General features: G+C 68.8%; 21 protein-coding genes. 17 read left to right on the forward strand and 4 right to left on the reverse strand.

The window, feature by feature from the left end; genetic code table 11:
* Positions 1-77: 77 nt before the first annotated feature.
* Genes ABID97_RS27325 through ABID97_RS27340 form a run of 4 tightly spaced genes read left to right on the forward strand, consistent with a single transcriptional unit; the run spans position 78 to position 6,794 of the window.
* Positions 78-1,373: a glucoamylase family protein gene (locus ABID97_RS27325; RefSeq protein WP_354402459.1), complete on the forward strand. Its 1,296-nt coding sequence runs from the start codon at positions 78-80 to the stop codon at positions 1,371-1,373.
* Positions 1,370-2,755: a glycoside hydrolase family 15 protein gene (locus tag ABID97_RS27330; protein WP_354402461.1), complete on the forward strand. Its 1,386-nt coding sequence runs from the start codon at positions 1,370-1,372 to the stop codon at positions 2,753-2,755. Before ABID97_RS27325 ends, ABID97_RS27330 begins: the two co-directional genes overlap by 4 nt.
* Entirely contained in the window at positions 2,752-4,512 is a 1,761-nt protein-coding gene (locus ABID97_RS27335) for an ABC transporter ATP-binding protein/permease (RefSeq protein ID WP_354402463.1), read from the forward strand. Before ABID97_RS27330 ends, ABID97_RS27335 begins: the two co-directional genes overlap by 4 nt.
* Positions 4,509-6,794: a CocE/NonD family hydrolase gene (locus ABID97_RS27340; RefSeq protein WP_354402465.1), complete on the forward strand. Its 2,286-nt coding sequence runs from the start codon at positions 4,509-4,511 to the stop codon at positions 6,792-6,794. The genes ABID97_RS27335 and ABID97_RS27340 overlap by 4 nt, the downstream gene beginning before the upstream one ends.
* Positions 6,795-6,801: 7 nt before the next feature.
* Here ABID97_RS27340 and ABID97_RS27345 read toward each other — a convergent pair whose 3' ends face one another.
* Entirely contained in the window at positions 6,802-8,424 is a 1,623-nt protein-coding gene (locus ABID97_RS27345) for an alpha-amylase family glycosyl hydrolase (protein ID WP_354402467.1), read from the reverse strand.
* Between the two features lie 206 nt (positions 8,425-8,630).
* Here ABID97_RS27345 and ABID97_RS27350 point away from each other — a divergent pair, with 206 nt between their 5' ends.
* Positions 8,631-9,293 carry a glutathione S-transferase family protein gene (locus ABID97_RS27350; RefSeq protein ID WP_354402469.1) on the forward strand — a complete coding sequence of 221 codons (663 nt, stop codon included), beginning with the start codon at positions 8,631-8,633 and terminating at the stop codon, positions 9,291-9,293.
* Positions 9,294-9,302: 9 nt separating this feature from the next.
* On the opposite strand, the gene ABID97_RS27355 is transcribed toward ABID97_RS27350, so the two are convergent.
* Entirely contained in the window at positions 9,303-9,974 is a 672-nt protein-coding gene (locus tag ABID97_RS27355; protein WP_354402471.1) for an RraA family protein, read from the reverse strand.
* A gap of 26 nt (positions 9,975-10,000) precedes the next feature.
* Positions 10,001-11,209, reverse strand: a complete 1,209-nt coding sequence (locus tag ABID97_RS27360; protein ID WP_354402473.1) for an aspartate transaminase — start codon at positions 11,207-11,209, stop codon at positions 10,001-10,003.
* 162 nt (positions 11,210-11,371) lie between these two features.
* Here ABID97_RS27360 and nac point away from each other — a divergent pair, with 162 nt between their 5' ends.
* The 12 genes from nac (at position 11,372) to ABID97_RS27420 (ending at position 21,229) form a co-directional block, all read left to right on the forward strand.
* Complete coding sequence (nac, locus tag ABID97_RS27365; RefSeq protein ID WP_354402475.1) at positions 11,372-12,310, forward strand: nitrogen assimilation transcriptional regulator NAC; 939 nt, start codon at positions 11,372-11,374, stop codon at positions 12,308-12,310.
* A 148-nt stretch (positions 12,311-12,458) separates the two neighbouring features.
* A complete protein-coding gene (locus ABID97_RS27370) occupies positions 12,459-12,893 on the forward strand; it encodes an acetyl-CoA carboxylase biotin carboxyl carrier protein (RefSeq protein ID WP_354403069.1) in 435 nt (144 codons plus the stop codon).
* A 13-nt stretch (positions 12,894-12,906) separates the two neighbouring features.
* Positions 12,907-14,259, forward strand: a complete 1,353-nt coding sequence (accC, locus tag ABID97_RS27375) for an acetyl-CoA carboxylase biotin carboxylase subunit (protein WP_354402477.1) — start codon at positions 12,907-12,909, stop codon at positions 14,257-14,259.
* Positions 14,256-14,927 carry a 5-oxoprolinase subunit PxpB gene (gene pxpB / locus ABID97_RS27380; protein WP_354402478.1) on the forward strand — a complete coding sequence of 224 codons (672 nt, stop codon included), beginning with the start codon at positions 14,256-14,258 and terminating at the stop codon, positions 14,925-14,927. The genes accC and pxpB overlap by 4 nt, the downstream gene beginning before the upstream one ends.
* On the forward strand, positions 14,924-15,913 hold the full coding sequence (locus ABID97_RS27385) for a 5-oxoprolinase subunit C family protein (protein WP_354402479.1): 990 nt from the start codon (positions 14,924-14,926) through the stop codon (positions 15,911-15,913). Before pxpB ends, ABID97_RS27385 begins: the two co-directional genes overlap by 4 nt.
* Position 15,914: 1 nt before the next feature.
* On the forward strand, positions 15,915-16,328 hold the full coding sequence (locus tag ABID97_RS27390) for a biotin/lipoyl-containing protein (RefSeq protein WP_354402481.1): 414 nt from the start codon (positions 15,915-15,917) through the stop codon (positions 16,326-16,328).
* A 14-nt stretch (positions 16,329-16,342) separates the two neighbouring features.
* Positions 16,343-17,107: a LamB/YcsF family protein gene (locus tag ABID97_RS27395; RefSeq protein ID WP_354402483.1), complete on the forward strand. Its 765-nt coding sequence runs from the start codon at positions 16,343-16,345 to the stop codon at positions 17,105-17,107.
* 157 nt (positions 17,108-17,264) lie between these two features.
* On the forward strand, positions 17,265-18,017 hold the full coding sequence (locus ABID97_RS27400) for an SDR family oxidoreductase (RefSeq protein ID WP_354402484.1): 753 nt from the start codon (positions 17,265-17,267) through the stop codon (positions 18,015-18,017).
* A 49-nt stretch (positions 18,018-18,066) separates the two neighbouring features.
* Positions 18,067-18,768 carry an amino acid ABC transporter permease gene (locus ABID97_RS27405; protein WP_354402486.1) on the forward strand — a complete coding sequence of 234 codons (702 nt, stop codon included), beginning with the start codon at positions 18,067-18,069 and terminating at the stop codon, positions 18,766-18,768.
* Between the two features lie 3 nt (positions 18,769-18,771).
* Positions 18,772-19,530, forward strand: coding sequence for an amino acid ABC transporter permease (locus tag ABID97_RS27410; protein WP_354402487.1), 759 nt, complete (start codon positions 18,772-18,774; stop codon positions 19,528-19,530).
* Between the two features lie 80 nt (positions 19,531-19,610).
* On the forward strand, positions 19,611-20,345 hold the full coding sequence (locus ABID97_RS27415) for an amino acid ABC transporter ATP-binding protein (protein ID WP_354403070.1): 735 nt from the start codon (positions 19,611-19,613) through the stop codon (positions 20,343-20,345).
* Positions 20,346-20,389: 44 nt separating this feature from the next.
* A complete protein-coding gene (locus tag ABID97_RS27420; RefSeq protein ID WP_354402489.1) occupies positions 20,390-21,229 on the forward strand; it encodes an ABC transporter substrate-binding protein in 840 nt (279 codons plus the stop codon).
* A 14-nt stretch (positions 21,230-21,243) separates the two neighbouring features.
* Here ABID97_RS27420 and ABID97_RS27425 read toward each other — a convergent pair whose 3' ends face one another.
* Complete coding sequence (locus ABID97_RS27425) at positions 21,244-22,953, reverse strand: tannase/feruloyl esterase family alpha/beta hydrolase (protein ID WP_354402490.1); 1,710 nt, start codon at positions 22,951-22,953, stop codon at positions 21,244-21,246.
* Between the last annotated feature and the right edge of the window lie 104 nt (positions 22,954-23,057).

Raw genomic sequence — 23,057 nt, forward strand, 5'->3', positions numbered from 1 at the left:
AGCCTCGGCCGCGTTGTGCGGCCGACAAATCGGTGAAACCAAAGGTGTTACCGAGACGACAACGAAAGGAACCGTTCGTGTTGAAGGATGACAGGAACCCCAAGGCACTGGCAGCCCTGCCCGATGAAGCCTTGATCGACGCCGTGCAGCGGCAGACCTTCCGCTATTTCTGGGACGGTGCCGATGCCGCCAGCGGCCTGGCGCTCGACCGCCGCACGCTCGTCGGCGCCACGGGCGAAGACCTGGCCGACGAGAGGGTGGCCATCGGCGGCACGGGCTTCGGGATCATGGCGTTGATCGTCGCGGTGGAGCGCGGCTGGGTCACGCGGGACGCGGCGCTGGAGCGCCTGGGGCGCATGCGGGACGCTCTCATGCGCGCCAAGCGGTACCACGGCGCCTTTCCGCACTTCATGGACGGGGCGAGCGGCGCAACGATCCCGATGAGCCCCAAGGACGACGCGGGCGATCTGGTCGAGACCTCGTTCCTGTGCATGGGCCTGCTGTGTGCGCGCCAGTATTTCAGCGAGGACACGGCCATGGCGCGCCAGCTGCGCGCCGACTTCGACACGCTGTGGCAAGAGGTCGAATGGAACTGGTTCACGCAGGGCGGGCAGGACGTGCTGTACTGGCACTGGAGCCCGACGCACGGCTGGGCCATGAACCACCAGGTGCACGGCTGGAACGAGTGCCTCATCACCTACTTTCTGGCGGCAGCCGCGCCGCGCCATGCGATCGATCCGAAGGTCTACCACCACGGCTACGCCTCCGGCCCCGACTTTCTCAATGGCGGCTCCTACCAGGGCATCGAACTGCCGCTGGGCCCGCCGAACGCCGGCCCGCTGTTCTTTGCGCACTACTCGTTCTGCGGCCTGGATCCGCGCGGCCTGAAGGACCGCTACGCCGACTACTGGGACCTGAACAGCCGCCATGTGCGGATCAACCGCGCCTACTGCATCGCCAATCCACGCGGCCATGCGGGCTATGGCGCATCGTGCTGGGGCCTCACGGCCAGCGACGACCCCGACGGCTACCTTGCGCACGATCCGAACAACGACAACGGCACCATCTCGCCGACGGCCGCACTGGCCAGCCTGCCGTATGCGCCGGCCGAGGTGATGCAGGTGGTGCGGCATTTCCTCACCGCGCATGGCGAGCGGCTGTGGAGGGACTACGGCTTCGTCGATGCGTTCTGCGCGCAGCGGGACTGGTTCGCGGACACCTACCTTGCCATCGACCAGGGCCCGATCGTCGTGATGATGGAGAACCATCGTACGGGCCTCCTGTGGAAGCTGTTCATGAGCGTGCCTGAAGTGCAGGCCGGGCTGCGGCGTCTCGACTTCAGCAGCCCGCATCTCGTGCCAGCGGAAGCATGATTTCCGGCGTGGCGAGCGCGCAAGACCCGGGCTTCGAGGCCTGGCTCGAGACACAGCTGCGCCATTCGGCCGCGGCAATGCTGACCAGCATCTCGCCCGTGTCGATCGTCAAGCACCGGCCGGGCTTCGGCCAGACCGTGCGGCCGCTGCCCGGGGCCATCGTCGCCTCGCCCGTGCTTGCCGACTACAACCCGGACCCGGACTACTTCTTTCACTGGTTCCGCGATTCCGCCGTCGTCATCGATGCGCTGCGCCTGCTCCACGCCGAAGGGCGCGTCGGCGATGAAGCCCTGCAGCACCTGCGCGACTTCATCCGCTTCAGCCTGGACCTGAACCGCCTCGACGGCCGCGCGGCGGCCGCGGTGGAAGACCGCCGCGCGTGCGTGGCCCCCGAGCTCCTGCAGTACCTGCGCGAAGACCAGGACCTGGCCAAAGCCTTCGGCGACCTGGTGGCCGCCGAGACACGGGTGAACCCCGACGGCACGCTCGATGCCTGCCGATGGAATCGCCCCCAGCACGACGGCGCGCCGCTGCGCGCGCTGGCGCTCTTGCGCTGGGTGGCCGGCGGGCACCTCGACGCGCCGCTGCAGGCACAGGCGTCCAAGCTGATCCGCTTCGATCTCGGCTTCACGCTGCGCTACTGGCGCGAGCCGTCCTACGACATCTGGGAGGAGGAGCTCGGCCACCACTACTACACGCTGCGTGTTTCAGGGGCCGCGCTCGCCGAAGGCGCGGCATGGCTCGAAGGCGTGGGCGACACGGCGCTGGCGCAGCGCTGCCGGGACGAGTCGCTGGCCGTGCTGCGCCTGCTCGACGGCTACTGGGTGGATGAAGGAGACGGCGCGGCGCGCGGCTATTACCGTTCCCGCGCGCTCGCGGACGGCCGGCCCGGCCCCAAGGCGCTGGACATCGCGGTGATCCTGTCGGCGATCCACAGCCTTGGCGCCGGGGACGCGCACGGACCGGCCGACCCGCGCATGCAGGACACGCTCGCGCGGCTCGACGCGCTGTTCGATGCGGCCTATCCGATCAACCATGGCCGCAGCGCAGGGCGTGGCGCGGCAATGGGCCGGTACGACGGCGACGTGTACTGCTCGGGCGGCGCGTACTACTTCTCGACGCTCGGTGCCGCCGAGTTCTGTTTCCGCGCCGCAGCGGCGGTAGGCGGTGACGCACGCCAATGGTTCGAACGCGGCGACGCCTACCTCGCCACCGTGCGCGCGTACACGCCGGCCGGCGGCGAGCTGTCGGAGCAGTTCGACCAGCGCAGCGGCGCGCAGACCTCGGCGAAGCAACTGGCCTGGAGCCACGCCGCGTTCATTTCATGTGTCTCGGCGCGCCGCCTCGCGGCCGCCGCTTGCCAGGCGCCGCAGCGTCGATGAGCGCGAGGCCGGAGCACCGCGTCGAGCCGGCGGCCAGGACCGGTTTCTTCCGCCAGGTCAGCGAGCTGCTCGGCGCCTTGCGCGTGTCCCCGGTGGCAAGGACGCTCGTCATGCTGATGGGCGCGATCGTCGTCGTCGTCGCGCTCACGGCCTATGGGCAGATCGAGCTCAACAGCTGGAACAAGCCGTTCTACGACGCGATCTCGCGGCGCGACCTGGGTGAATTCGTCGTACAGGTCGGCGTGTTCGCGATCATTGCGGGCGTGCTGCTGGTCCTGAACGTCGCGCAACGGTGGCTGGGCGAAACCTTGCAGCTGAAGCTGCGCCAGGCCGTGGTCAACGACCTCGTCGGGCTGTGGCTGCAGCCGCGACGGGCGTTCTGGCTCCAGGCCAGCGGCCCGATGGGGGCCCATCCGGACCAGCGCATGCACGATGACGCGCTGAAGCTGTGCGACCTGTCGGTCGCGCTCGGCGTGGGCCTGTTGCAGGCGGCAATGCTGTTCGGCAGCTTCGCGAGCGTGCTGTGGGTCCTCTCCAAGGACTTCAGTCTCTTCTTCGACGGCAAGGACCACGTGCTGCCGGGCTTCATGCTGTGGGCCGCCATTGCCTATGCCATTGCCGGCTCGCTGGTCACCTACTGGGTCGGGAGCGGGCTGATCTCGCGCAACGCCGAACGCTACGCGCGCGAGGGCGAATTGCGCTTTTCGCTGACGCGCATCAACGAGCATCTCGACGGCATCTCCCTGGCGGGGGGCGAGGCCGACGAGAAGCGCCGTGTCGCCATGCACCTGGGCGACGTCTTGCGCGCCACTTCGCGCGTCGTGCTCGGGCTGACCAACCTGACCTGGGTCACGGCGGGCTTCGGCTGGGTCACCATCATCGCGCCCACGCTGGTGGCTGCACCCCTGTACTTCTCGGGCAAGGTGTCGTTCGGCGGCTTGATGATGGCGGCCGCGGCCTTCACGCAGGCGCAGTCGTCGCTGCGCTGGTTCGTGGACAACTTCAGCATCATTGCCGACTGGCGCGCCACGCTGCTGCGCGTGGCCGACCTGCGCCGGATGCTGGCGTCCGACCTGGAGGCACAGGCAGGCGGCAGCCGCATCGCCTACGAGGAGAGCGAAGCCGGTGCGCTCGCGATCGAGGCGCTCGAGGTTCGCTCCTGGACGGGCCACGATCGGCTGGACGCGCCGAGCCTGGTCGTGCACCGTGGCCAGCGCGTGCTGATCCTCGGCACACCGGGCACCGAGAAGACCTTGCTGTTCCGGGCGCTTGCGGGCCTCTGGCCCTGGGGCTCCGGCACCGTGCGCCGGCCCGCCGGCGAGACGATCCACTACATGCCGCGCGGCACGCCCTACATTCCCCGCGGCACGCTGGCCGAAGTGCTGTCGTACGCCATGGAACCGTCGAGCTACCCGCGGGAAGCCATGGTGGCCGCGCTGGCGAGCGTGGGCCTCCAGCGCCTGGAACCATGGCTCGACAAGACGGCCCGCTGGGAGCGCGAGCTCAGCATGGACGAGCAGTTGCGCCTGGGCTTCGCCCGCGTGGTGCTGCAGTCGCCGCCCTGGCTGGTGATGGACGAAGCCTTCGGCGCGTTCGAGGACGACACGCTCGAACTCATCATCGACCTGTTGGGCAAGCTCACGCAAACGGGCATAGTCCACATAGGCTCGGCCGGAGAAGCGCACGACCGGCTGTTCACGCAGGTGGTGCACCTGGTCAAAGCGCCGAACGACGTGCCCGAGGAGCCGCGACCATGAGACGCCCCGAGTCGACCGTCAGCCGTGCGCGCCGCGCCGTCACGCGGCTGATTCTTGCGTTGCCCGCGTGGGCCTCGGCGGCGGATTTCGGCTTCCGGCCCCCGCCCGATCCCGACGATGCCGCCGCGGCCTACCTGATGCGGGACCTGGCCGAGCGCATCCTGCCGGTGTACCAGGAGGCCGACACCGATGTCTTCCTGGCCAACCTCACCGCCCTGCAGATCGTCAGCGGCGCCTACCGCGCAGCCTCCGACAGCAGCGGGTCCCTGCGCAGCCGCCGCCAGGGCAAGCCGTTCGACATCCTGGTCGAGCGTGCGATCCTCGACGGCATCTATGCCCGCGCGCGCACGGTCGAAGCGGAAGGGCGCCTGGGCTTCGCCGAAGCCTACGCGCGCTCTTTCCGGGAGCTGGTGTCGCCGCTGGACAACGCGCAGGCCGAAGCCATCATGGCGCGGCTCGCCATTCCGCCGGACGCTTTCAGGGAGCCGCTGCGCCAGGCTTTCGACCTGTGGCGCGCGAAGGGCAGCCTGCCGGAGGCCGATGCGCTGGCGCTGGTGCGAACCTGGCATTCGTACCAGTCGCGCCGCGCCTTCGGTGCGCTGCTGCCTGGACTGTTCGCGGCGGAAAACCGCGCCCGCTATGTGGCACAGGCCGAGGTCACGATTCCCGTGCGCGGGGGTGTCATCTACGCGAACGTGGTTCGGCCGGGCCGCGTGGACGACGCGCTGGGCGCACTGCCGGCGCTGCTGCGCTTCACGCTCGATCCGGCCGAGGACGACGCCCGGCAGAGCGCCGTCAAGGGCTTTGTCGGCGTTACCGCGTACGTGCGCGGACGCACGCCCGACGGCAAGGGCGCGGTGTGGCCGTTCGTCCGCGACGGCGAAGACGCCGCCGCGGTCATCGACTGGATCGCCCAGCAGGCATGGAGCGATGGCCGCGTCTGCATGATCGGCGACGGCTACTCGGGCTACACCGCCTGGGCCGCCGCGCGATTGCGGCCGGCCGCCCTCAAGGCCATTGCCACCATTGCGCCGATGGCGCCGGGCATCGACTTCCCGATGGCCGGACAGATCTTCCGCAACGCCATGGTGCGCTGGGCCCACGAGCACACGAGCGACGAGCTGCCGCGCACCGGCACCGACGCCAACCCGGACGCGGCATGGCAGGCACTCGACGCGCGCTGGTACCGGGGCAATCGCCCGTACTGGGACATCGACCGCGTGCTGATCGGCAAGCGCAGCAAGCTGATCCGCACCTGGCTGACGCACCCGAGCCACGATCGCTACTGGCAGAAGTTCCTGCCGTCGGCGCAGCAGTTTGCGCGCATCGACATTCCGGTGCTCAGCGTTGCCGGCTACTACGGCGCCGACGCCGGCGCGCTCTATTTCCACGACGAGCATCGCCGCAACCGGCCGCAGGCCGACACGACGCTGCTGCTCGGCCCCTACGACGCGGCCTCGATCCGGCTCGGCACGGCACCGGCGCTGCGCGGCTACACGCTGGACCCGGTCGCACGCGTGGACCTTCCCGAGCTGCGCTACCAGTGGCTCCACCACATCCTGAACGGCGCGGAAAAGCCTTCGCTGTTGATCGACCGCATCAACTACCAGGTCATGGGCGCGGACCAGTGGCGCCATGAGCCGACGCTGGAGGTGCCGGAGCGCACCCGGCTGCGCCTGTATCTGGGCACCGGCGAGCGCGACGAGCCACACCGCCTGTTGCCGTCGCCTTCCGAAGGCGGTGGCAGCGCACGGCTTTCGGTCGATCTCGCCGACCGGCGCGACGTGGGCATTCCGTGGCCCGACGCGCTGCGCGTGAAGCAACTGCCGACGCGCAACAGCCTGAGCTTTGTCGGCGATCCACTCCCCGAGGACACCGAGATCTTCGGCAGCCTGCGCGGCGTGTTCGACATCACGCCGTCGCGGCAGGACTTGGACTTCAACATCTCGCTCTACGAACTGACGCAAAGCGGCGAGTACCAGCTGCTGTTCGAACCCTACGACTTCCGCGCCAGCTATGCAGGCCATCGCGTGCGCCGCCGGCTGCTTCGGGCCGGCGTGCGCCAGCTGCTTTCGTTCACCACCGAACGCGTGACGGCGCGCAGGCTTGCGGCGGGCAGCCGCATCGTGCTGCTGGTCGGCCTCGACAAGCGGCCCGACCGGCAGATCAACTACGGCAGCGGCAAGGACGTGAACTCCGAAACCATCGCCGACGCGAAGTGGCCCGTGCGGGTGCGCTGGCACGCGCGCAGCCACGTCGAGATCCAGGCCGGCAAGCCTTGAGGACCCGTCACGGCTTCTCCTCGTTGCCGAGGACGACGCCTTCGTGCGGCGCCAGCACCAGGGGCCCGTCGATGCGCTCGGCGCGCGCAGGATCGGTCGATGCCAGCACGATGGGCTCGCTCGGCATCGACGCCGGCGAAATCGGCGCCGGCGTGGTGCCGAAGTTGAGGAGCACCACCAGCCGCCGGCCCTCGCAATTGCGCGCATAGGCGAGCACCTCGCCCTCGGTTCCAAGCGCTTCATGGGTGCCCCGGTGCAGCGCGGGCTGCGCGCGGCGCAAGGCGATGAGGCGCCGGTACAGCGCGAGCATCGACCCGGCGTCGCGCGACTGCGATTCCACATTGTTCGTGGGCCAGTCGGGGGCCAGGCGCAGCCACGGCGCGGCGCTCGTGAAGCCCGCGTGCTCTCTGGCACTCCACTGCATGGGTGTGCGTTCCGGGTCGCGGCCCAGGCCCATGCCAGGCTTGTTCTTCTCGAACGGATCCTGCACTTCATCGGCGGGAATGGGCACGTCCGTCATGCCGATCTCGTCGCCGTAGTAGAGCGTCGGCGTGCCGCGCAGCGTGAGCAGCAGCATGGCCGCGAGCCGCGCCATCCGGGGCCCGACGCGGCTCGCGATGCGGGACTTGTCGTGGTTGCCCAGCACCCAGTTGGGCTGGGCGCCGGCGGGCAGGGCCGCTTCGTAGTCGCGCACGAAGCGGTCGATTTGCGCCGCCTGCCACTCGGTCGCGATCAACTGGAAGTTGAAGGGCAGCTGCACCCCTTCGAGCACGCCTTCGGCGTTGAGGCCGTAGTAGGCGACCAACCGAGGCAGCGGCAGGTAGAGCTCGCCGATCAGCACGCGCGACGAGCGCGCGTCGCTGAACGCGTCGACCACGCGGCGCATCTCGGCCACGATCGGCTGCAGCTCGGGCAGGTCGGTGTTGTAGAGCATCGACCAGCGAAAGAACGGGTCCTGCCCCTCGGCGAAGTCCGGATTCGGCGGGTTGTCGCGAAACTCCGCGTCCTTGATGATCTGGGAGAGCACGTCGACGCGGAAGCCGTCGACGCCGCGTCGCAGCCAGAAGCGCAGCACCTCGTACATCGCGGCCCGCACGTCGGGGTTGCGCCAGTTGAGGTCGGGCTGCTCCTTCAGGAACGAATGGCCATAGTACTGGCCGGTGGCCGGATCGAAGGTCCAGGCCGGGCCGCCAAAATTGCTGAGCCAGTTGTTCGGCGGCCCGCCGCCGGGCGCCGGGTCGCGCCAGATGTACCAGTCGCGCCGCGGATCGCTGCGTGCGCTGCGGCTTTGCACGAACCATGGATGACGGTCCGAGGTGTGGTTGGGCACGAAGTCCAGGATGAGCTTGAGCCCTTTCGCATGGGCATCCCGCACCAGCGCATCGAAGCTCTCCAGCGTGCCGAATTGCGGATCGATGCCGCAGAAGTCGGAGATGTCGTAGCCGAAATCGGCCATCGGCGAGGGATAGACCGGCGAGATCCACACGGCATCGACACCGAGCGAGACCAGGTGATCCAGCCGGGCGCGGATGCCATCGAGGTCCCCGATGCCATCGCCATTGCTGTCCTGGAACGAACGCGGGTAGACCTGATAGACGATGCCGTATTTCCACCAGTCGTCGGCTGCCATCGGGATCCCTTCATGTTCGGTTGCGGGCGCTTCCATTGTCTCCAGAAAGTGAAGGGCATACCCACGCCGAGTTGCGCAACACCGGCGCGCACCCGGTCGGGCGGCCGATCCGTGCGACCGCGTGCCGCTTCGAAAAAGTTGCGAGGAGCGGCGGCTCATCAGGGAGGCTACAGTTTTGACTTTCTGCCTGCGAAAGGACACCCGCGATGACCATCACCATCACCGCCTTCGAACGATCGCCGGACGGCGGCAAGGGCCTGGCGCGCGACACGCGCGTGCGCTGGGCGCTGGAGGAGGCCGGCCTGCCTTACGGTGTGCGGCTGGTGTCCTTCAAGGCAATGAAGGAACCCGCGCACCTGGCGCTGAATCCCTTCGGCCAGATTCCCACCTACGAGGAGGGCGAGCTGGCGCTGTTCGAGACCGGCGCGATCGTGCTGCACATCGCCGAGCACCATCCGGGGCTGTTGCCCGCCGATGCCAACGCAAGGGCGCGGGCCATCACGTGGATGTTCGCGGCGCTCAACACGGTCGAGCTGCCCATCCTCGAACTCGTCACCGTCAAGCTGGTGGAGGGCAACATGCCCTGGAAGGCCGAGCGCCTGCCCCTCGTGCAGGACCGGGTGCGCGCCCGCCTGAACCAACTGGCCGCAAGCTTGGGCGACAAAGACTGGCTGGACGGCGGCTTCAGCGCCGGCGACCTGCTGATGGTGTCGGTGCTGCTGAGGCTGCGGCCGTCCGGCCTGCTGAGCGAATTTCCCACGCTGGCCGCCTATGTCGCGCGCGGCGAAGCGCGGCCTGCGTACCAGCGGGCGTTTGCAGCGCAATGGGCGGTCAACGCTGCGCCATCGGCGGCGGGAACGTCGACCTGATCGACCCTTTCAGTTGGCGCAGCGCGCCTCGAGCGCGTCGATGAACGCGCGGTCCCAGCGGCCTTCCTTCATGGCGCGGATGGTTTCCGCTTCCGTCGCGAGGTGCGCGCGCGCCTTCTCGATCAGCAGCCCGGCTTCTTCCGGCGCAAAAGCCATGAGCCCGTCCTGGTCGCCGACCACGATGTCGCCGGGGTTGACGACCATCCCGCCCACGGACACCGGCACGTTGATCTCGCCGGGCCCGTCCTTGTAGGGGCCGCGATGGGTCACGCCGCGCGCATAGACCGGAAACTCGCGCGCCCGGACCTCGGCCACGTCGCGGATCGCGCCGTCGATCACCACGCCCAGCACGCCGATGTGCGCGGCGTAGAACGAGAGGATGCCGCCGACCACCGCGTTGTTGAGGTCGCCGCCGGCATCGATCACCAGCACGTCGCCGGGACGGCAGAACTCGAGCGCGCGCAGGTACGTGAGGTTGTCGCCGCCGCGCGAGCGCGCCGTCACGGCCGTGCCGGCCATCGTCCTCGCCACCGGACGGTGGTAGGGATGCAGGCCGGTGCTGCCGATGTTGCGGTGCATGTTGTCGCTCAGCGCGGCGACAGGCATCTCGCGCAGTGCGGCAAGGATTTCGGGGGCCACCGGAGCGGCGGAGGCGTTCTTGCGGATGGCTTTGTAGGGCATGTCTTTCCTCGGTGACGGGGGGCGTCTCAGCGCAGGGCGGCCACTGCTTGCGCGATGCGTGCGCAGCCTTCCTCGAGCGTCTCGATGGCGGTGGCGATGGAAAGGCGGAAGTAGGGCGACAGGCCATAGGCGGTGCCCGCGACCACGGCCACGCCCTTGCTCTCGAGCAGGTACATCACCACGTCGCCGTCTTCTTCCAGCCGCTTGCCTTGCGGCGTGGTCTTGCCGACCAGGCCGCCGCAATGGATGTAGAGGTAGAAGGCGCCGGGCGGCGGGGTGCAGCGCAGGCCGGGGATCTCGTTGACGAGCGCCAGGGTGCGGTCGCGCCGCTTCCTGTACACCGCCACGCTCTCCGCCACGAAGCCCTGGTCGCCGTTCAAGGCGGCGGCCGCGGCCGCCTGGCTCACCGAGCAGCAGTTGCCGGTGGACTGCGACAGCAGCGTGTCCATTGCCTTGACCAGGTCGGCCGGACCGGCCGCATAGCCGATGCGCCAGCCCGTCATCGCGTAGGTTTTCGAGACGCCGTTGACCACCAGCGTGCGCTCGCGCAGCGCGGGCGCTACCGCGAGCAGGTGCGGCGTCGCCCCGCCGTCGAAGCGGATGTGTTCGTAGATGTCGTCGGTCATCACCATGACGTGCGGATGCCGCTGCAGCACCTCGGCCAGCGCACGGTATTCATCGGCGGTGTAGCTGGCGCCGGTCGGATTGCTGGGCGAGTTGATCAGCAGCCAGCGCGTGCGCGGCGTGATCGCGGCCTCCAGCTGCGCGGGCGCCAGCTTGAAGCCGTTGGTTTCGGGGCAGGCGACGGTGACCGGCGTGCCTTCGCAGGCCAGCACCATGTCGGGGTACGACACCCAGTAGGGCGCGGGAATGATCACCTCGTCGCCCGGCTCCAGCGTGACCGCAAAGGCGTTGTAGATCGCGCTCTTGGCGCCGCTCGTGGCGATGATTTCGTTCAATGCATAGCGCAGGCCGTTTTCGCGCTCCAGCTTGGCGACGATGGCCTGCCGCAGCTCCACCGTGCCGGCCATCAGCGTGTAGCGGGTCGCGCCTTGCTCGATGGCGGCAGCGGCGGCCTGGCGGATGTGGGGCGGGGTGTCGAAGTCGGGCTCGCCCACCACCAGGTTCACGATCGACTTGCCCTGGCGCCGCAGCTCGTTGGCGCGGTCGGCGGCCGATGTGCTGGGCGAGGGCTTGATGCGCCGCACGCGGGCGGCAATGCGGGAGGGCGTCACTTGTCTTCCTGGGTTGGCAATGGCATGGACCGAACGGTACGCACATCGATCGCGCGAGGCCAAGACGAGATTGCACTGGTTCTATAGGCGCAGCTTATGGTGAGCCCGGATGGCCGCTGCGCGGGGGCGGTGCTAGGCTCGGGTTTTGCTTGGGGACAAGGCGTGAACCTGCGACGCCTCAAATATTTCGTGAAGATCGTGGACATCGGCAGCCTGACGCAGGCGGCCGAGGTTCTTTTCATCGCCCAGCCCGCGCTGAGCCAGCAGCTGGCCACGCTCGAAGGCGAGGTGCGCCAGCAGCTGCTCGTGCGCACCAAGCGCGGGGTCACGCCCACGGAGGCCGGCAAGGTGCTGTACCGGCATGCGCAGATCATCCTGCGCCAGTGCGAGCAGGCGCGCGTGGACATGGAAGCGGCCGGCGAGGGACTCTCGGGCCAGGTGTCGGTGGGTCTTGCGCCCGGCACGGCGGCCTCCGCGCTTTCATTGCCGCTCTTGCGCACCGTGCGCGCACGCCACCCCGGCATCCTGCTCTACCTGAACGAGAACTACGGCACCACGCTGAGCGAGCTCATCATGAACGGCCGCATGGACCTGGCCGTGCTCTATGGGGACAAGGCGATCCATGGCTTGAGCTTTCAGCCGCTGCTCAAGGAGCCGCTGTTCCTGGTCGGGCCGGCCGCGATGCCGGCGCCGGCGCAGCCGGTGAAGCTGGTCGATCTGCGCGACATCGAACTCTTCCTGCCGCGCCCCTACAACGTGGTGCGCAAGCTGGTCGACGCGGCTTTCGTGCGTGCGGGCATGGTGCCGCGCGTGGTGGCCGAGATCGAATCCGCCTTCACGCTCACGGCGGCCATTGCCGACGGGCTGGGCGCGACCATCCTGCCGGCCTCGATGGCGCGCGAGGTGGTGGCTTCTTGCGGCGCCTGGCAGTTCCAGATCGTCGAGCCGGTCATCGAGGCGCCGCTGGCGCTGTGCCAGTCGGACCACCTGCCGCTTCCCGAACCGGCGCAGGCGGTGAAGAGCATCCTGCTCGAGCTGGTGGTCGACCTCGCGGGCAACTTCGCGGCCACGCCCGAACCCGGGCTGGCCGCGCTGGCCTGACGTGCCGTCATAAGCCGCCCTTATCGCGGCACAGCCAATCCGTCTTGGGCTTTGTGCCCGCGGCCCGTTACCTTTCATGCCTGCCGTCACGCGTTCGCTGGATGCGTCGGCCACCAAGGATGTCCTGTCGCCAGAGGCAGGCCCCGACATGAAGCAGGAACAGATCAAGACGCTCATCGATGCACTCGCCGCTTCGGACCTGGCGGAGCTGGAGTACACGGAAGACGGCAGCACGCTCAGGCTGGTGAAGCAGTCGGCGCTGAAGGCCGTGCCCATGGCACGGCCCCCCGCCGGCGCACGCCATGCAACCGGCGCGGCTTCCGCGGAAACGGCACTGCCGGAGGCCGCCGCGGACGAATGCCGCGCACCGCTCCATGGCGTGGTGCACCTGCAGCCCGCGCCCGGCGAGCCGCCCTTCGTGCACCCGGGACAGGCCGTCGAGGCCGGCCAGATGCTCTGCGTGATCGAGGCCATGAAGATGTTCAACGAAGTCCGCGCCGAGGTCGCCGCCACCGTGCAGTCCGTGCTCGTGAGCTCGGGCCAGGAAGTGGAAGCAGGCGAGCCCCTGTTCCGTTTCGGTTGAGGAAGACCACGCCGTGTTCGACACCGTCCTCATTGCGAACCGCGGCGAGATCGCCTTGCGCATCCTGCGCGCGTGCCGCGGCCTGGGCCTTCGGACCGTGGTCGCGCACTCGGAGGCCGACAGCGAAGCCGGCTACGTCGCGCAGGCGGACCAGGCGCTGTGCATCGGTCCGTCCGCGCCGGGGCAGAGCTACCTGAACCAGTCCGCCATCCTGTTCGCCGCCGAAGTCAGCGGGGCCCAGGCCGTCCACCCGGGCTACGGTTTCCTGTCGGAGAACGCGGGATTCGCGGCGCGCGTGGCGCAGGCCGGCCTGGTCTTCATCGGCCCGAGCGCCGCCTGCATCCGCACCATGGGCGACAAGGTCTCGGCCAAGCGCGCGATGCGCAAGGCCGGCGTGCCCTGCGTGCCGGGGCCCGACGAAGGGCTGCCCGGGGACCCGGCCGCCGTGCAGGCCATCGCGCGCGAGATCGGCTACCCCGTGATCGTCAAGGCGGCCGGCGGCGGCGGTGGGCGCGGCATGCGCGTGGTGCACGACGAAGCGGCATTGTTGGATGCGATGGCGCTCACGCGCGAGGAAGCGCGCCAGGCCTTCGGCAACCCCGAGGTCTACATCGAGAAGTTCCTGCTGCACCCGCGGCACATCGAGATCCAGGTGCTGGCCGACAGCCATGGCAACGCCGTGTGGCTTGGCAGCCGCGACTGCTCGCTGCAGCGCCGCCACCAGAAGGTGATCGAGGAAGCACCGGCGCCCGGCATCGACGACGCGCTGATGGCCGAGGTGGGCGAGCGCTGCGCGGCCGCCTGCCGCCAGATCGGCTACTGCGGCGTGGGCACCTTCGAGTTCCTCTATGAGAAGGGCGCGTTTTATTTCATCGAGATGAACACCCGCCTGCAGGTCGAACACCCGGTGACCGAAATGACGGCCGGCATCGACATCGTGCAGCAGCAGCTGCGCATGGCGCGCGGCGAGCGCCTTTCGCTTTCGCAGGCCGATGTGCGCTGCCAGGGCCACGCCATCGAGTGCCGCATCAACGCCGAGAACCCCGTTACCTTCGCGCCATCGCCCGGGCGCATCACTGGCTGGCAGGTGCCCGGCGGCTTCGGCGTGCGCGTCGATTCGCATGCCAACGCCGGCTACCGCGTGCCGCCTCACTACGACTCGATGATCGCCAAGCTGATCGTGCACGGCAGCACGCGCACCGATGCGCTCGGCCGCATGCGCCTCGCGCTCGCGGAGATGCGCATCGACGGCATCGCGACCAACGTGCCGCTGCACCGCGAACTGCTGTGCGACCAGGGCTTTGACGCCGGCGGCGTGGACATCCACCATCTCGAGCGCTGGCTCAAGCAACGGAGCGTGGGATGACGACCCGGCAACGACCTTCGACCAGCCTGCTGGGCACCACCGCGCTGCTGTTCGAGCCCCCCGGCGAGATGAACCTCGGCACGCAGCAGCGCATCTGGGCGCTGGCGCACGAAGCAGGGGCCTGGCCGGAAATCCGCGAAGCCGTGCCGGGCATGAACAACCTGATGCTGACCTTTCTTCGCCCGCCGCGCGGCCTCGAAGCGCTCGAAGCCCTCGAGGCTCGCCTGGCCGATGCGTGGGATGCGGCGGTCGCCCGGCCGCGCGAAGGCCGCGTGGTCGAGCTGCCTGTGGTCTACGGCGGCGCCGGCGGCCCGCACCTGTCCGACGTGATGGCGCACACCGGCCTCAGCATCGAGCGCATCGTCGAGCTGCACAGCGCGCCGCTCTACCCGGTGTACGCGCTCGGCAGCCATCCGGGCTACTGCTACCTGGGCGGCATGGACGCGCGCATCGCGACACCGCGCCGCAAGGTGCCGGTGTTGAGCATTCCGGGCGGCGCGGTCTCGATCGGCGGCGCGCAGACCGGCGTGTCGGCGTCGCCGGGGCCGAGCGGCTGGAACACCATCGGCAGCACCTCGATGTGCTTCTTCGATCCCGCGCAGGACCCGCCGGCGGCGCTGCAGCCGGGCGACATGATCCGTTTCCGCGTGGAGGGCATCGTCCGATGATCGAAGTGCTTTCATCGGCCGCGCTCGCCACCGTGCAGGACCTGGGGCGCACCGGCAGCCTGCGCTGGGGCGTCGGCACCTCGGGCGCCATGGACAACCTGGCGCTCGCGGCCGGCAACCTGCTGCTGGGCAATGCGCTCGGCGCTGCCGCCATCGAGATCCCGGTGTTCCCGTTCAAGGTGCGCTTTGGCGAGGACTGCGCATTTGCGCTGACCGGTGCCGACTGCGCGGCCCGGCTCGACGGCCAGCCCCTGCTGCCGTGGTGGGTGCACCAGGCGCGCGCCGGGCAGGTGCTGGCGTTGGGCCTGCCGCAAGGCGGCGCGCAGCGCGGCACCCGCGCCATGCTGTGCGTGGCCGGCGGGGTCGACGTGCCCGAAGTGCTGGGCTCGCGCAGCACGCAGCTGCGCGGTGCCTTCGGCGGCCACGAAGGGCGTTCGCTGCGGCGAGGCGACATGCTGCGCGCGGCCGGTGCGGGCGCGGCATGCAAGACCGGCTTCGGACTGGTGCCGCCCGCGCTCGCAATGCCGCTCGAACGCGACGGCCTGCCGGCCGTGCGCGTCTTGCCCGCGGCCGAATACGCGGGCTTCGATCCCGCGTCGCGTAGCGCCTTCTGGGCCGGCGAATGGAAGATCACTTCGCAGAGCGACCGCTACGGCTACCGCCTCGAAGGCGAGGCGCTGCGCCCCATCGCGCCGATGGAGTTGCGTTCGCACGGCATCGTGCCCGGTGTGATCCAGGTGCCGCACAGCGGGCAGCCGATCATCCAGATGCGGGACGCCCAGCCCTCCGGCGGCTACCCCAAGTTCGGCACGGTGATCGAGGCCGACATGTGGCGCCTCGGGCAGGCGCCGATCGGCAGCCGCGTGCGCTTCATCGAAGCCGATTGGGACGAGGCGGTGGCTGCCCTCGACGAAGTGCGCGCCTGGCTCGACAAGGTGGCGCGCATGGTCGAACTGCACCGCGCTGCGCCCGGGGCAAGGCGCTGACATGCGGGACGTCGCGCTGCACGCCAGCCTGTTCGCCGCGTGGCTGGCCGACACGGACATCGGCCTGTTCGAACTGCGCACGCCCAACGGCACGCTGCGCCTGGGACGGCAGGGCGACGACATCGTCGAACTGCCCGTCGAACCGTCCGACGCGCAGGGCGCGGCCGGGGCGGCGCTTGTCACGGTCAAGGCCCCCACGGTCGGCGTTTTCCTGCACGGCCATCCGCTCGGCAACGCACCGTTGGTCCGCATCGGCGAACGCGTGACGGCCGGCCAGACCGTCGGCCTGATGCAGATCGGGCCGCTGCTTCTGCCCGTCGCTGCGGCCGAGGCGGGCAAGATTGCCGCCGTGTGCGTCGGCCATGGCCTTTCTGCCGGCTACGGCACGCCGCTGGTCGAACTGCAACCCCTCTGACGCGCAAGGACCCCATGGACATCGACCTGAACGCAGACCTCGGCGAAGGCTTCGGCCCCTGGCGCATGGGCGAGGACGAGGCGCTGCTGGACATCGTCTCTTCCGCCAACGTGGCCTGCGGCTTCCATGCGGGCGACCCCGTCATCATGGACCGCACCGTGCGCATGGCGCTTGCCCGGGGCGTCGACGTGGGGGCGCACGTGGGCTTTCCCGACTTGCTCGGGTTCGGCCGCCGGCCGATGCAGATCGAGCCCGAGGAACTCGTGGCCTGCGTGCTCTACCAACTGAGCGCGCTGGACGGCATGGCGCGCACGGCCGGCCACCGCATGACGCACATGAGCTTTCACGGCGCGCTCGGCAACATGGCCGCGGCCGATGCCGCGCTTGCCGAGCCGCTGGTGCGCGCAGTGGCGGATTTCAATCCGGCGCTCATCATCAGCTCTTCCGCCAGCCGTGCCATCGAGGATGCAGCCGCGCGCTCGGGCCTGCGCGTGCGCACCACCTTCCTGGCCGACCGCGCCTGCGGCGACGACGGCCTGCTGGTGCCGCGCAAGCTGCCCGACGCGGTGATCCACGACCGGGGCGCGGTGCTGGCGCGCGTGCGCCAGCTGCTGGAGCAGGGCACCGTCACCAGCTACAGCGGCCGGGAGATCCCGATGCGCGCCCATTCCATCCTGCTGCACGGCGACACGCCCGGCGCGGTGGAACTGGCCCGCGCGGTGCGGGAGGTGGTCGAGCAGGCGGGGCGCGTCGTGCCAATCTCCAGGCAGCGGGACTAGCCCGGACATGGTGCTTACCCTAGGTCGCACGCACGAACACGGGGCAACATAAGGGCGGCTTATCGCTCCACAGCCAATCCGTCTTGGCGCTGCGAAGAAGCGCTGGATACAGTGAATTCAAGGCAGTGATCTGCCGTTCCGAATGAAAGAAGCAAAGATGCCGTTTTCCGACTACAAGACCGCGCTGGTGACGGGAGCCTCCTCGGGCATCGGCGCCGCCGTCGTCGAGCGCCTCTGCAAGGAAGGTCTCCAGGTCCATGCGCTGGCGCGCAGCGCCGACAAGCTGGCCGAGCTGGCCGCGCGCACCGGCTGCATTCCGCACGCCATCGACGTGAGCGACCTCGCAGGCATCACCCGTATCACGCAGGAGGTGGCGTTCGACGTGCTGGTCAACAATGCCGGGGTCGACCGCCCGGGTTCGATTCTGAAGGCCGACGCCGAGGGCATCGACCTGCTGGTCGACGTGAACCTGCGCGCCGTGCTGCACCTGTGCCGCCTCGTGGTGCCCGGCATGGCCACGCGCGACCGGGGCCACGTGGTCAACATCAGTTCCATTGCCGCGGCCTACAACTTCGGCGGCAACAGCACCTACCACGCAACCAAGGCGGCCGTGAGCATGCTGTCGCGCCAGCTGCGCATCGACGTCTTCGGAAGGCGCGTGCGGGTGACCGAGATCTGCCCCGGCCGCGTGGCCACGGACATTTTTGCGCACGTGCACGGCGATTCCGAGGAAACCTACAAGCGCTTCGTCGAAGGCTACGAGCTGCCGCAGGCGGAGGACATCGCCAACGCCATTGCCTTTGCGATTGCGGCGCCCATCGCCGTCAACGTGGGCCACATGGAGATCACGCCCACGCTGCAGGTGCCGGGCGGACTCTCGACCGCGCGGCCGGAAGCGCCGCAGGCCTGAGCTGCGCCACGCCCCACACGCCACGCCAAGCCAAGCCAAGGAACCGCGCATGAAGGACTTCGACCTGCTGGCGATCCTGCTCAAGCCCGAATTCAGCGCGATGCTCTGGCACGGGCTGCAGGAGACGCTGAAGATCGCGGCCGGCTCCTGGCTGCTGGCCATGGCCATGGCGGTCGTGCTGCTGGTCGTGCGCCTCACGCCGAGCCGGCTGGCCGAACGCCTGGTGGCCGGCTATGTTTCCTATCACCGCAACGTGCCGACGCTGGTGCAGCTCATGCTCTGGTATTTCGGCATCTTCAGCCTGCTGCCCGATGCGCTGCAGGGCTGGCTCTCGGCGCACAACGCGGAGACGATTCTCTCGATCGTCGCGCTCGGCCTGTGCCAGGCAGCGTATTTCAGCGAGGACATGCGTTCGGGCCTGCGCTCCATTCCGGCCGGGCAGGCCGAGGCCGCGCGTGCGCTCGGCCATGGCTACATCGGTTCGATGCGCCACGTGATGCTGCCGCAGGCCATCCGCAACGCGGTGCCGGCGTTGGTGAACCACAGCGTGTCGCTGTTCAAGAACAGCAGCCTGGCCATGGCGATCGGCGTGGCCGAGCTGACCCATGCGGTGAAGGAAATCGAGAGCCAGAGCTTTCGCACCTTCGAGGCCTACAGCATGGCGACGGTGCTGTACCTGGTGTGCTCGCTGCTGATCATGGCGGTGGGCGGCTGGCTGTCGCGTCGCTACCGCGTCGCCGGAGCAAGGTAGGCCATGTTCAGCGTCTACGAGATCCTTCGCGACAACTGGCTGCTGCTGCTGGTCGGCCAGTATCCCAGCGGCCCGCTCGGCGGCATCGTCGCCACCTTGATCCTCTCGGTGCTGGGCATCGTGCTGGCGTTTCCGCTCTCGGTGCTGCTCGCGCTTGCGCGGCTCTCGCCCTGGCGCGTCCTGCGCTGGCCGGCCACGGTGCTGGTCTACGTGGTGCGCGGCGTGCCGCTCCTGATGGTGATCCTGTGGGTCTATTTCCTGGTGCCCATCCTGATCGGGCGCGAGGTGTCGGGCTTCACCACCATGCTGTGCACGCTGGTGATCTACGAGGGCGCCTACCTGTCGGAGGTGGTGCGCGCCGGTATCCAGGCCTTGCCCAAGGGCCAGACCGAAGCGGCGCGTGCGCTCGGCCACGGCCACCTGGGCACCATGTGGTTCGTGATCCTGCCGCAGGCGCTCTACAACATGCTGCCGAGCATGCTGAGCCAGTTCATCTCCACCATCAAGGAGACCACGCTGGGCTATGTCATCAACGTGCAGGAGCTGACCTTTGCGGCCAACCAGATCAACAACCAGTTGCTGACCAAGCCGTTCCAGGTGTTCTTCATCCTGGCGATGACGTACTACGTCGTCTGCTTCAGCCTGACCCAGCTCACGCAATGGCTGGAGCGGCGCATCGCCCACAAGCGGCTCGGCGCCGCGTCCGTGAAGGCATCGCAAGACGGTGTCTCGCTGCCGCCTCCGGTGGCGGCGAACCCGTGAGGCCGCGTCGACGGCCATCGACAGGAAAACAAGGAGACAGATCCATGAACCCCGTTCCACATTCCGCAGGGGATGACACCATGATCCTGTTCTCCAACATCAACAAGTGGTACGGCGACTACCAGGCGCTGGCAGACGTCAATGCCGAGGTCAAGAAGGGCGAAGTGGTGGTGGTCTGCGGGCCTTCGGGCTCCGGCAAGTCCACTTTGATCCGCACCGTGAACCGGCTGGAGGAGGTGAAGTCGGGGCAGCTTCTTTTCGACGGCCACGACATCCACGCGCCGATGAGCAGCGCGGCGCTCAACAAGCTGCGCAGCCGCATCGGCTTCGTGTTCCAGAGCTTCAACCTGTTTCCGCACCTGTCGGTGGTGGAGAACATCATGCTGTCGCCCATGCGTGTCCTGGGCGTGAAGCGGGCCGAGGCGAAGGAGCGCGCGGCGCAACTGCTGGAGCGCGTCGGCCTGTCGAACAAGGCCGGGGCGTATCCTGCCCAGCTTTCGGGTGGGCAGCAGCAGCGCGTGGCCATTGCCCGGGCGCTGGCCATGGAGCCGCCCGCGATGCTGTTCGACGAGCCCACCAGCGCGCTCGATCCCGAGATGGTGGGCGAGGTGCTGTCGGTGATGCGCAGCCTTGCCAACGACGGCATGACCATGATGTGCGTCACGCACGAGATGAACTTCGCCCGCGACGTGGCCGACCGGGTCTGGTTCATGGACGCGGGCCGCATTCTCGAGAAGGCCGACCCCGAAGCCTTCTTCGGCAGCCCGCAGCATCCGCGTGCGCAGCGCTTCCTGTCGGATCTGCGCGCGCATTGACCGCCTCGTTTTTCTTCTACCCCGTCTCTCCCCAGGAGCTCACCATGACCAGAACCGTCTTTCGCCTCAGCCTCATCGGAACCTGTCTTTGCGCCGCGTCCTTCCTGTCGCATGCGGATCAATGGAGCGACATCAGCCAGCGCAAGGAACTGCGCTGCGGCACATTCGCCGATGTGCCGCCCTTCGCGGCCCCCGATCCCAAGACGCGCGAGATGGTGGGCCACGACGTCGACCTGTGCCAGGCGCTCGCCAAGGAATTGGGGCTCGCGGCCAAGGTCACGCCGCTGTCGGTGGAGGCGCGGGTGCCCGAGGTGAAGCTCGGCCGCGTCGACGTGACCATCGCGAACCTGGCCTACACCAAGAGCCGCGGCGACCAGATCCAGTTCAGCGACCCGTACTACGTGGCCAAGGAAATGCTCGCGGTGAAGGCCTCCGACCCGGGCACCAGCAAGGCCGACTTCAAGGGCAAGCGCCTGAGCTCGACCAAGGGCTCGACCTCCGAGCTGTCGATCAAGATGAACGGCTCGGAGCCCGTGACCTTCCAGGACACCGGATCGGCGTTCATGGCGGTGCAGCAGAACAAGTCGGTCGGCATGGTGGCGAACACGATGACCATCACCAAGCTGGTCAACCAGTCGAAGGCCGAAGGCGTGGCGCTGAAGATGATCACGGAACCGATGGTGCTCCAGCCCATTGGCGTGGGCATGAAGAAGGACGAGCCGGTGCTGCTGTCGAAGGTCAATGCCGCGCTCTACGCGCTGGAGAAGTCGGGCGAGCTCGACAGGATCTGGGCCAAGTGGCTCGGGCCCAATACCGAATACAAGATGGCGCGCCAGGAAAAGGTCACGCCGCTGGCCGACCTGAAGTTCGAGCTTCTACCCTGACCGGCATTGCCGGCTCAGGAAGCCCGGCACGCATAGCTCGATGCCTGCGCCGGGTCGCCGCCGGTGTAGTGCGGGTAGCCCGGATAGCGGCACATCGGGCGCGAGGCCTGCATGGCGAACGGCGGCAGCGGCGCCTTGACGACCTGCACCAGCGCGTTCGCAGGCGCACTGCCTGCGCTCACCCACCGGTCCAGGGGGTCGAGCAGGTCCACCATCGTCGGCACGACGGGGCCGCCCGCCACGGCGCGCGCGTTGCCGGTATGGGTCGAGCCCGGTGAGACGTAGAGCCGCACCGAGCCTTCGGCCGCCCCCGCACCCAGTCGCGCCACGAGCGCATCGTGGTACTGGATGCCCATGAGCGCGCTCTGTGCGCGGTCGCCGGCGTTCTCGCGCAGGATCAGCTTGCCGCCACGCGCGAAGAAGGCCGACAGGTCCGGGTTGGTAGCGTCCATCAGCGCCGAGGTTTTCTGCACACGGTCGCGAAAGTCTTCGGGCCGATAGCCGCGCACGTCGTAGCCCTTGTCGCGCACGATCGCGTGGCGGACCCAGTTGCTTCCATAGATCCATTGCGTCGAATTGCGCGCCGCGTCCGGCGGCGAGGCGGGTGCGGCGGTACCGGAAACCCAGCGCACCATGCTGACCGCGGAAGGCCCGTCGAGGCTGTCTTCGTGCCCGTAGAGCCAGGGCGGATACGCCGTGAGGCCGTTGGCAAGGGGAAACGGAAACACATAGGGGGAGTGGATGTCGCGCACCAGGCGCAGCTCGGCATCCGACAGGCAATGCACGCCGGCATCGCTGCCACCGGGGCAGCGCAGGGGCTGCAGGTCCACGCGCGCCTGGCACCCCATGTAGTTGTTCACCACGCCGTCAGCCAGCCCGTCGAGCGCATCGCACGCGTTCGATGTGGCCCTGGCGATGAGCGCCGTCTTCTCGGGCTGCAGCCAGTCCGCATGCTGCGGCACCTGGTTGCGCACGAAGGCATGGAACAGGCCGGTCCAGTTGATCACGGGAACGACACTGACGATGCCGTCGTAGTCCGCCGGAAAGCGCTGCGCCATGGCCAGGCCTTCGCGGCCCCCTTCGGAGCCGCCGAAGTAATACATGCGCTGCGGCGGGCGTGCGTAGTAGGCGCGCATGATGTCCACGGCCGCGTCCTTCACCTTCTTGTAGGAGGCGAAGGCGAAGTTCTCGAGCATCTCGTCGTTCGACGCAAAGGCGCCGGGCTCGCCGGGCGCGAACGCGGAGGCCTGGTGGCCGGAGTCCTGGCCGAAGGTCGCATAGCCCCGTGCGATGGGGAGCAGGTCGTCCGGCGCCGCGTCGCGCAGGGGAGCCAAGCCGGTGATCAGCACCCCGTTGAAGCCACCTCCGCCGTACTGCAGGGCCTTGCCGTTCCAGGTGGTCGGCAGGTTGAGCTGGAAGTTGATGGCCTGGGCCGCCGGGTCGCGCGACGCGATGGTGCCGCTGACCTTGCAGAACTGCGGCAGCGCCGGCACGAAGGCCCCGGCGTTCACCGTGGCAGGAGAGGCCGGCGCGAGAACGGCCGAAGCGATCGAGGCCCTGCCGCTCGGCAATCCGATTGCGCCTGGTGCGATGGCATGGCCCGCGAGGCTGGCGCAAGAGGCCGCGAGCTGGCCCGCGTCCGGGACGGTGCCGCATGCCGACAAGGCCAGGGCAAGCAGCGCGAGGGCGGTACGGACGAAGGGGCGCAAGGCGGAATGGTTCATGGGGTCTCCGGATTCTTTTTTTCGATTGTCTCGGCCCGCTGTCACGGCCGGCTACGCCGATTGTCCACGGACGCTGACCCAATCCACCGCACAGCTGCGCGCTC

Origin of the sequence: Variovorax sp. OAS795, assembly GCF_040546685.1 — a bacterium.
In the GTDB taxonomy this organism is placed as follows: domain Bacteria; phylum Pseudomonadota; class Gammaproteobacteria; order Burkholderiales; family Burkholderiaceae_C; genus Variovorax.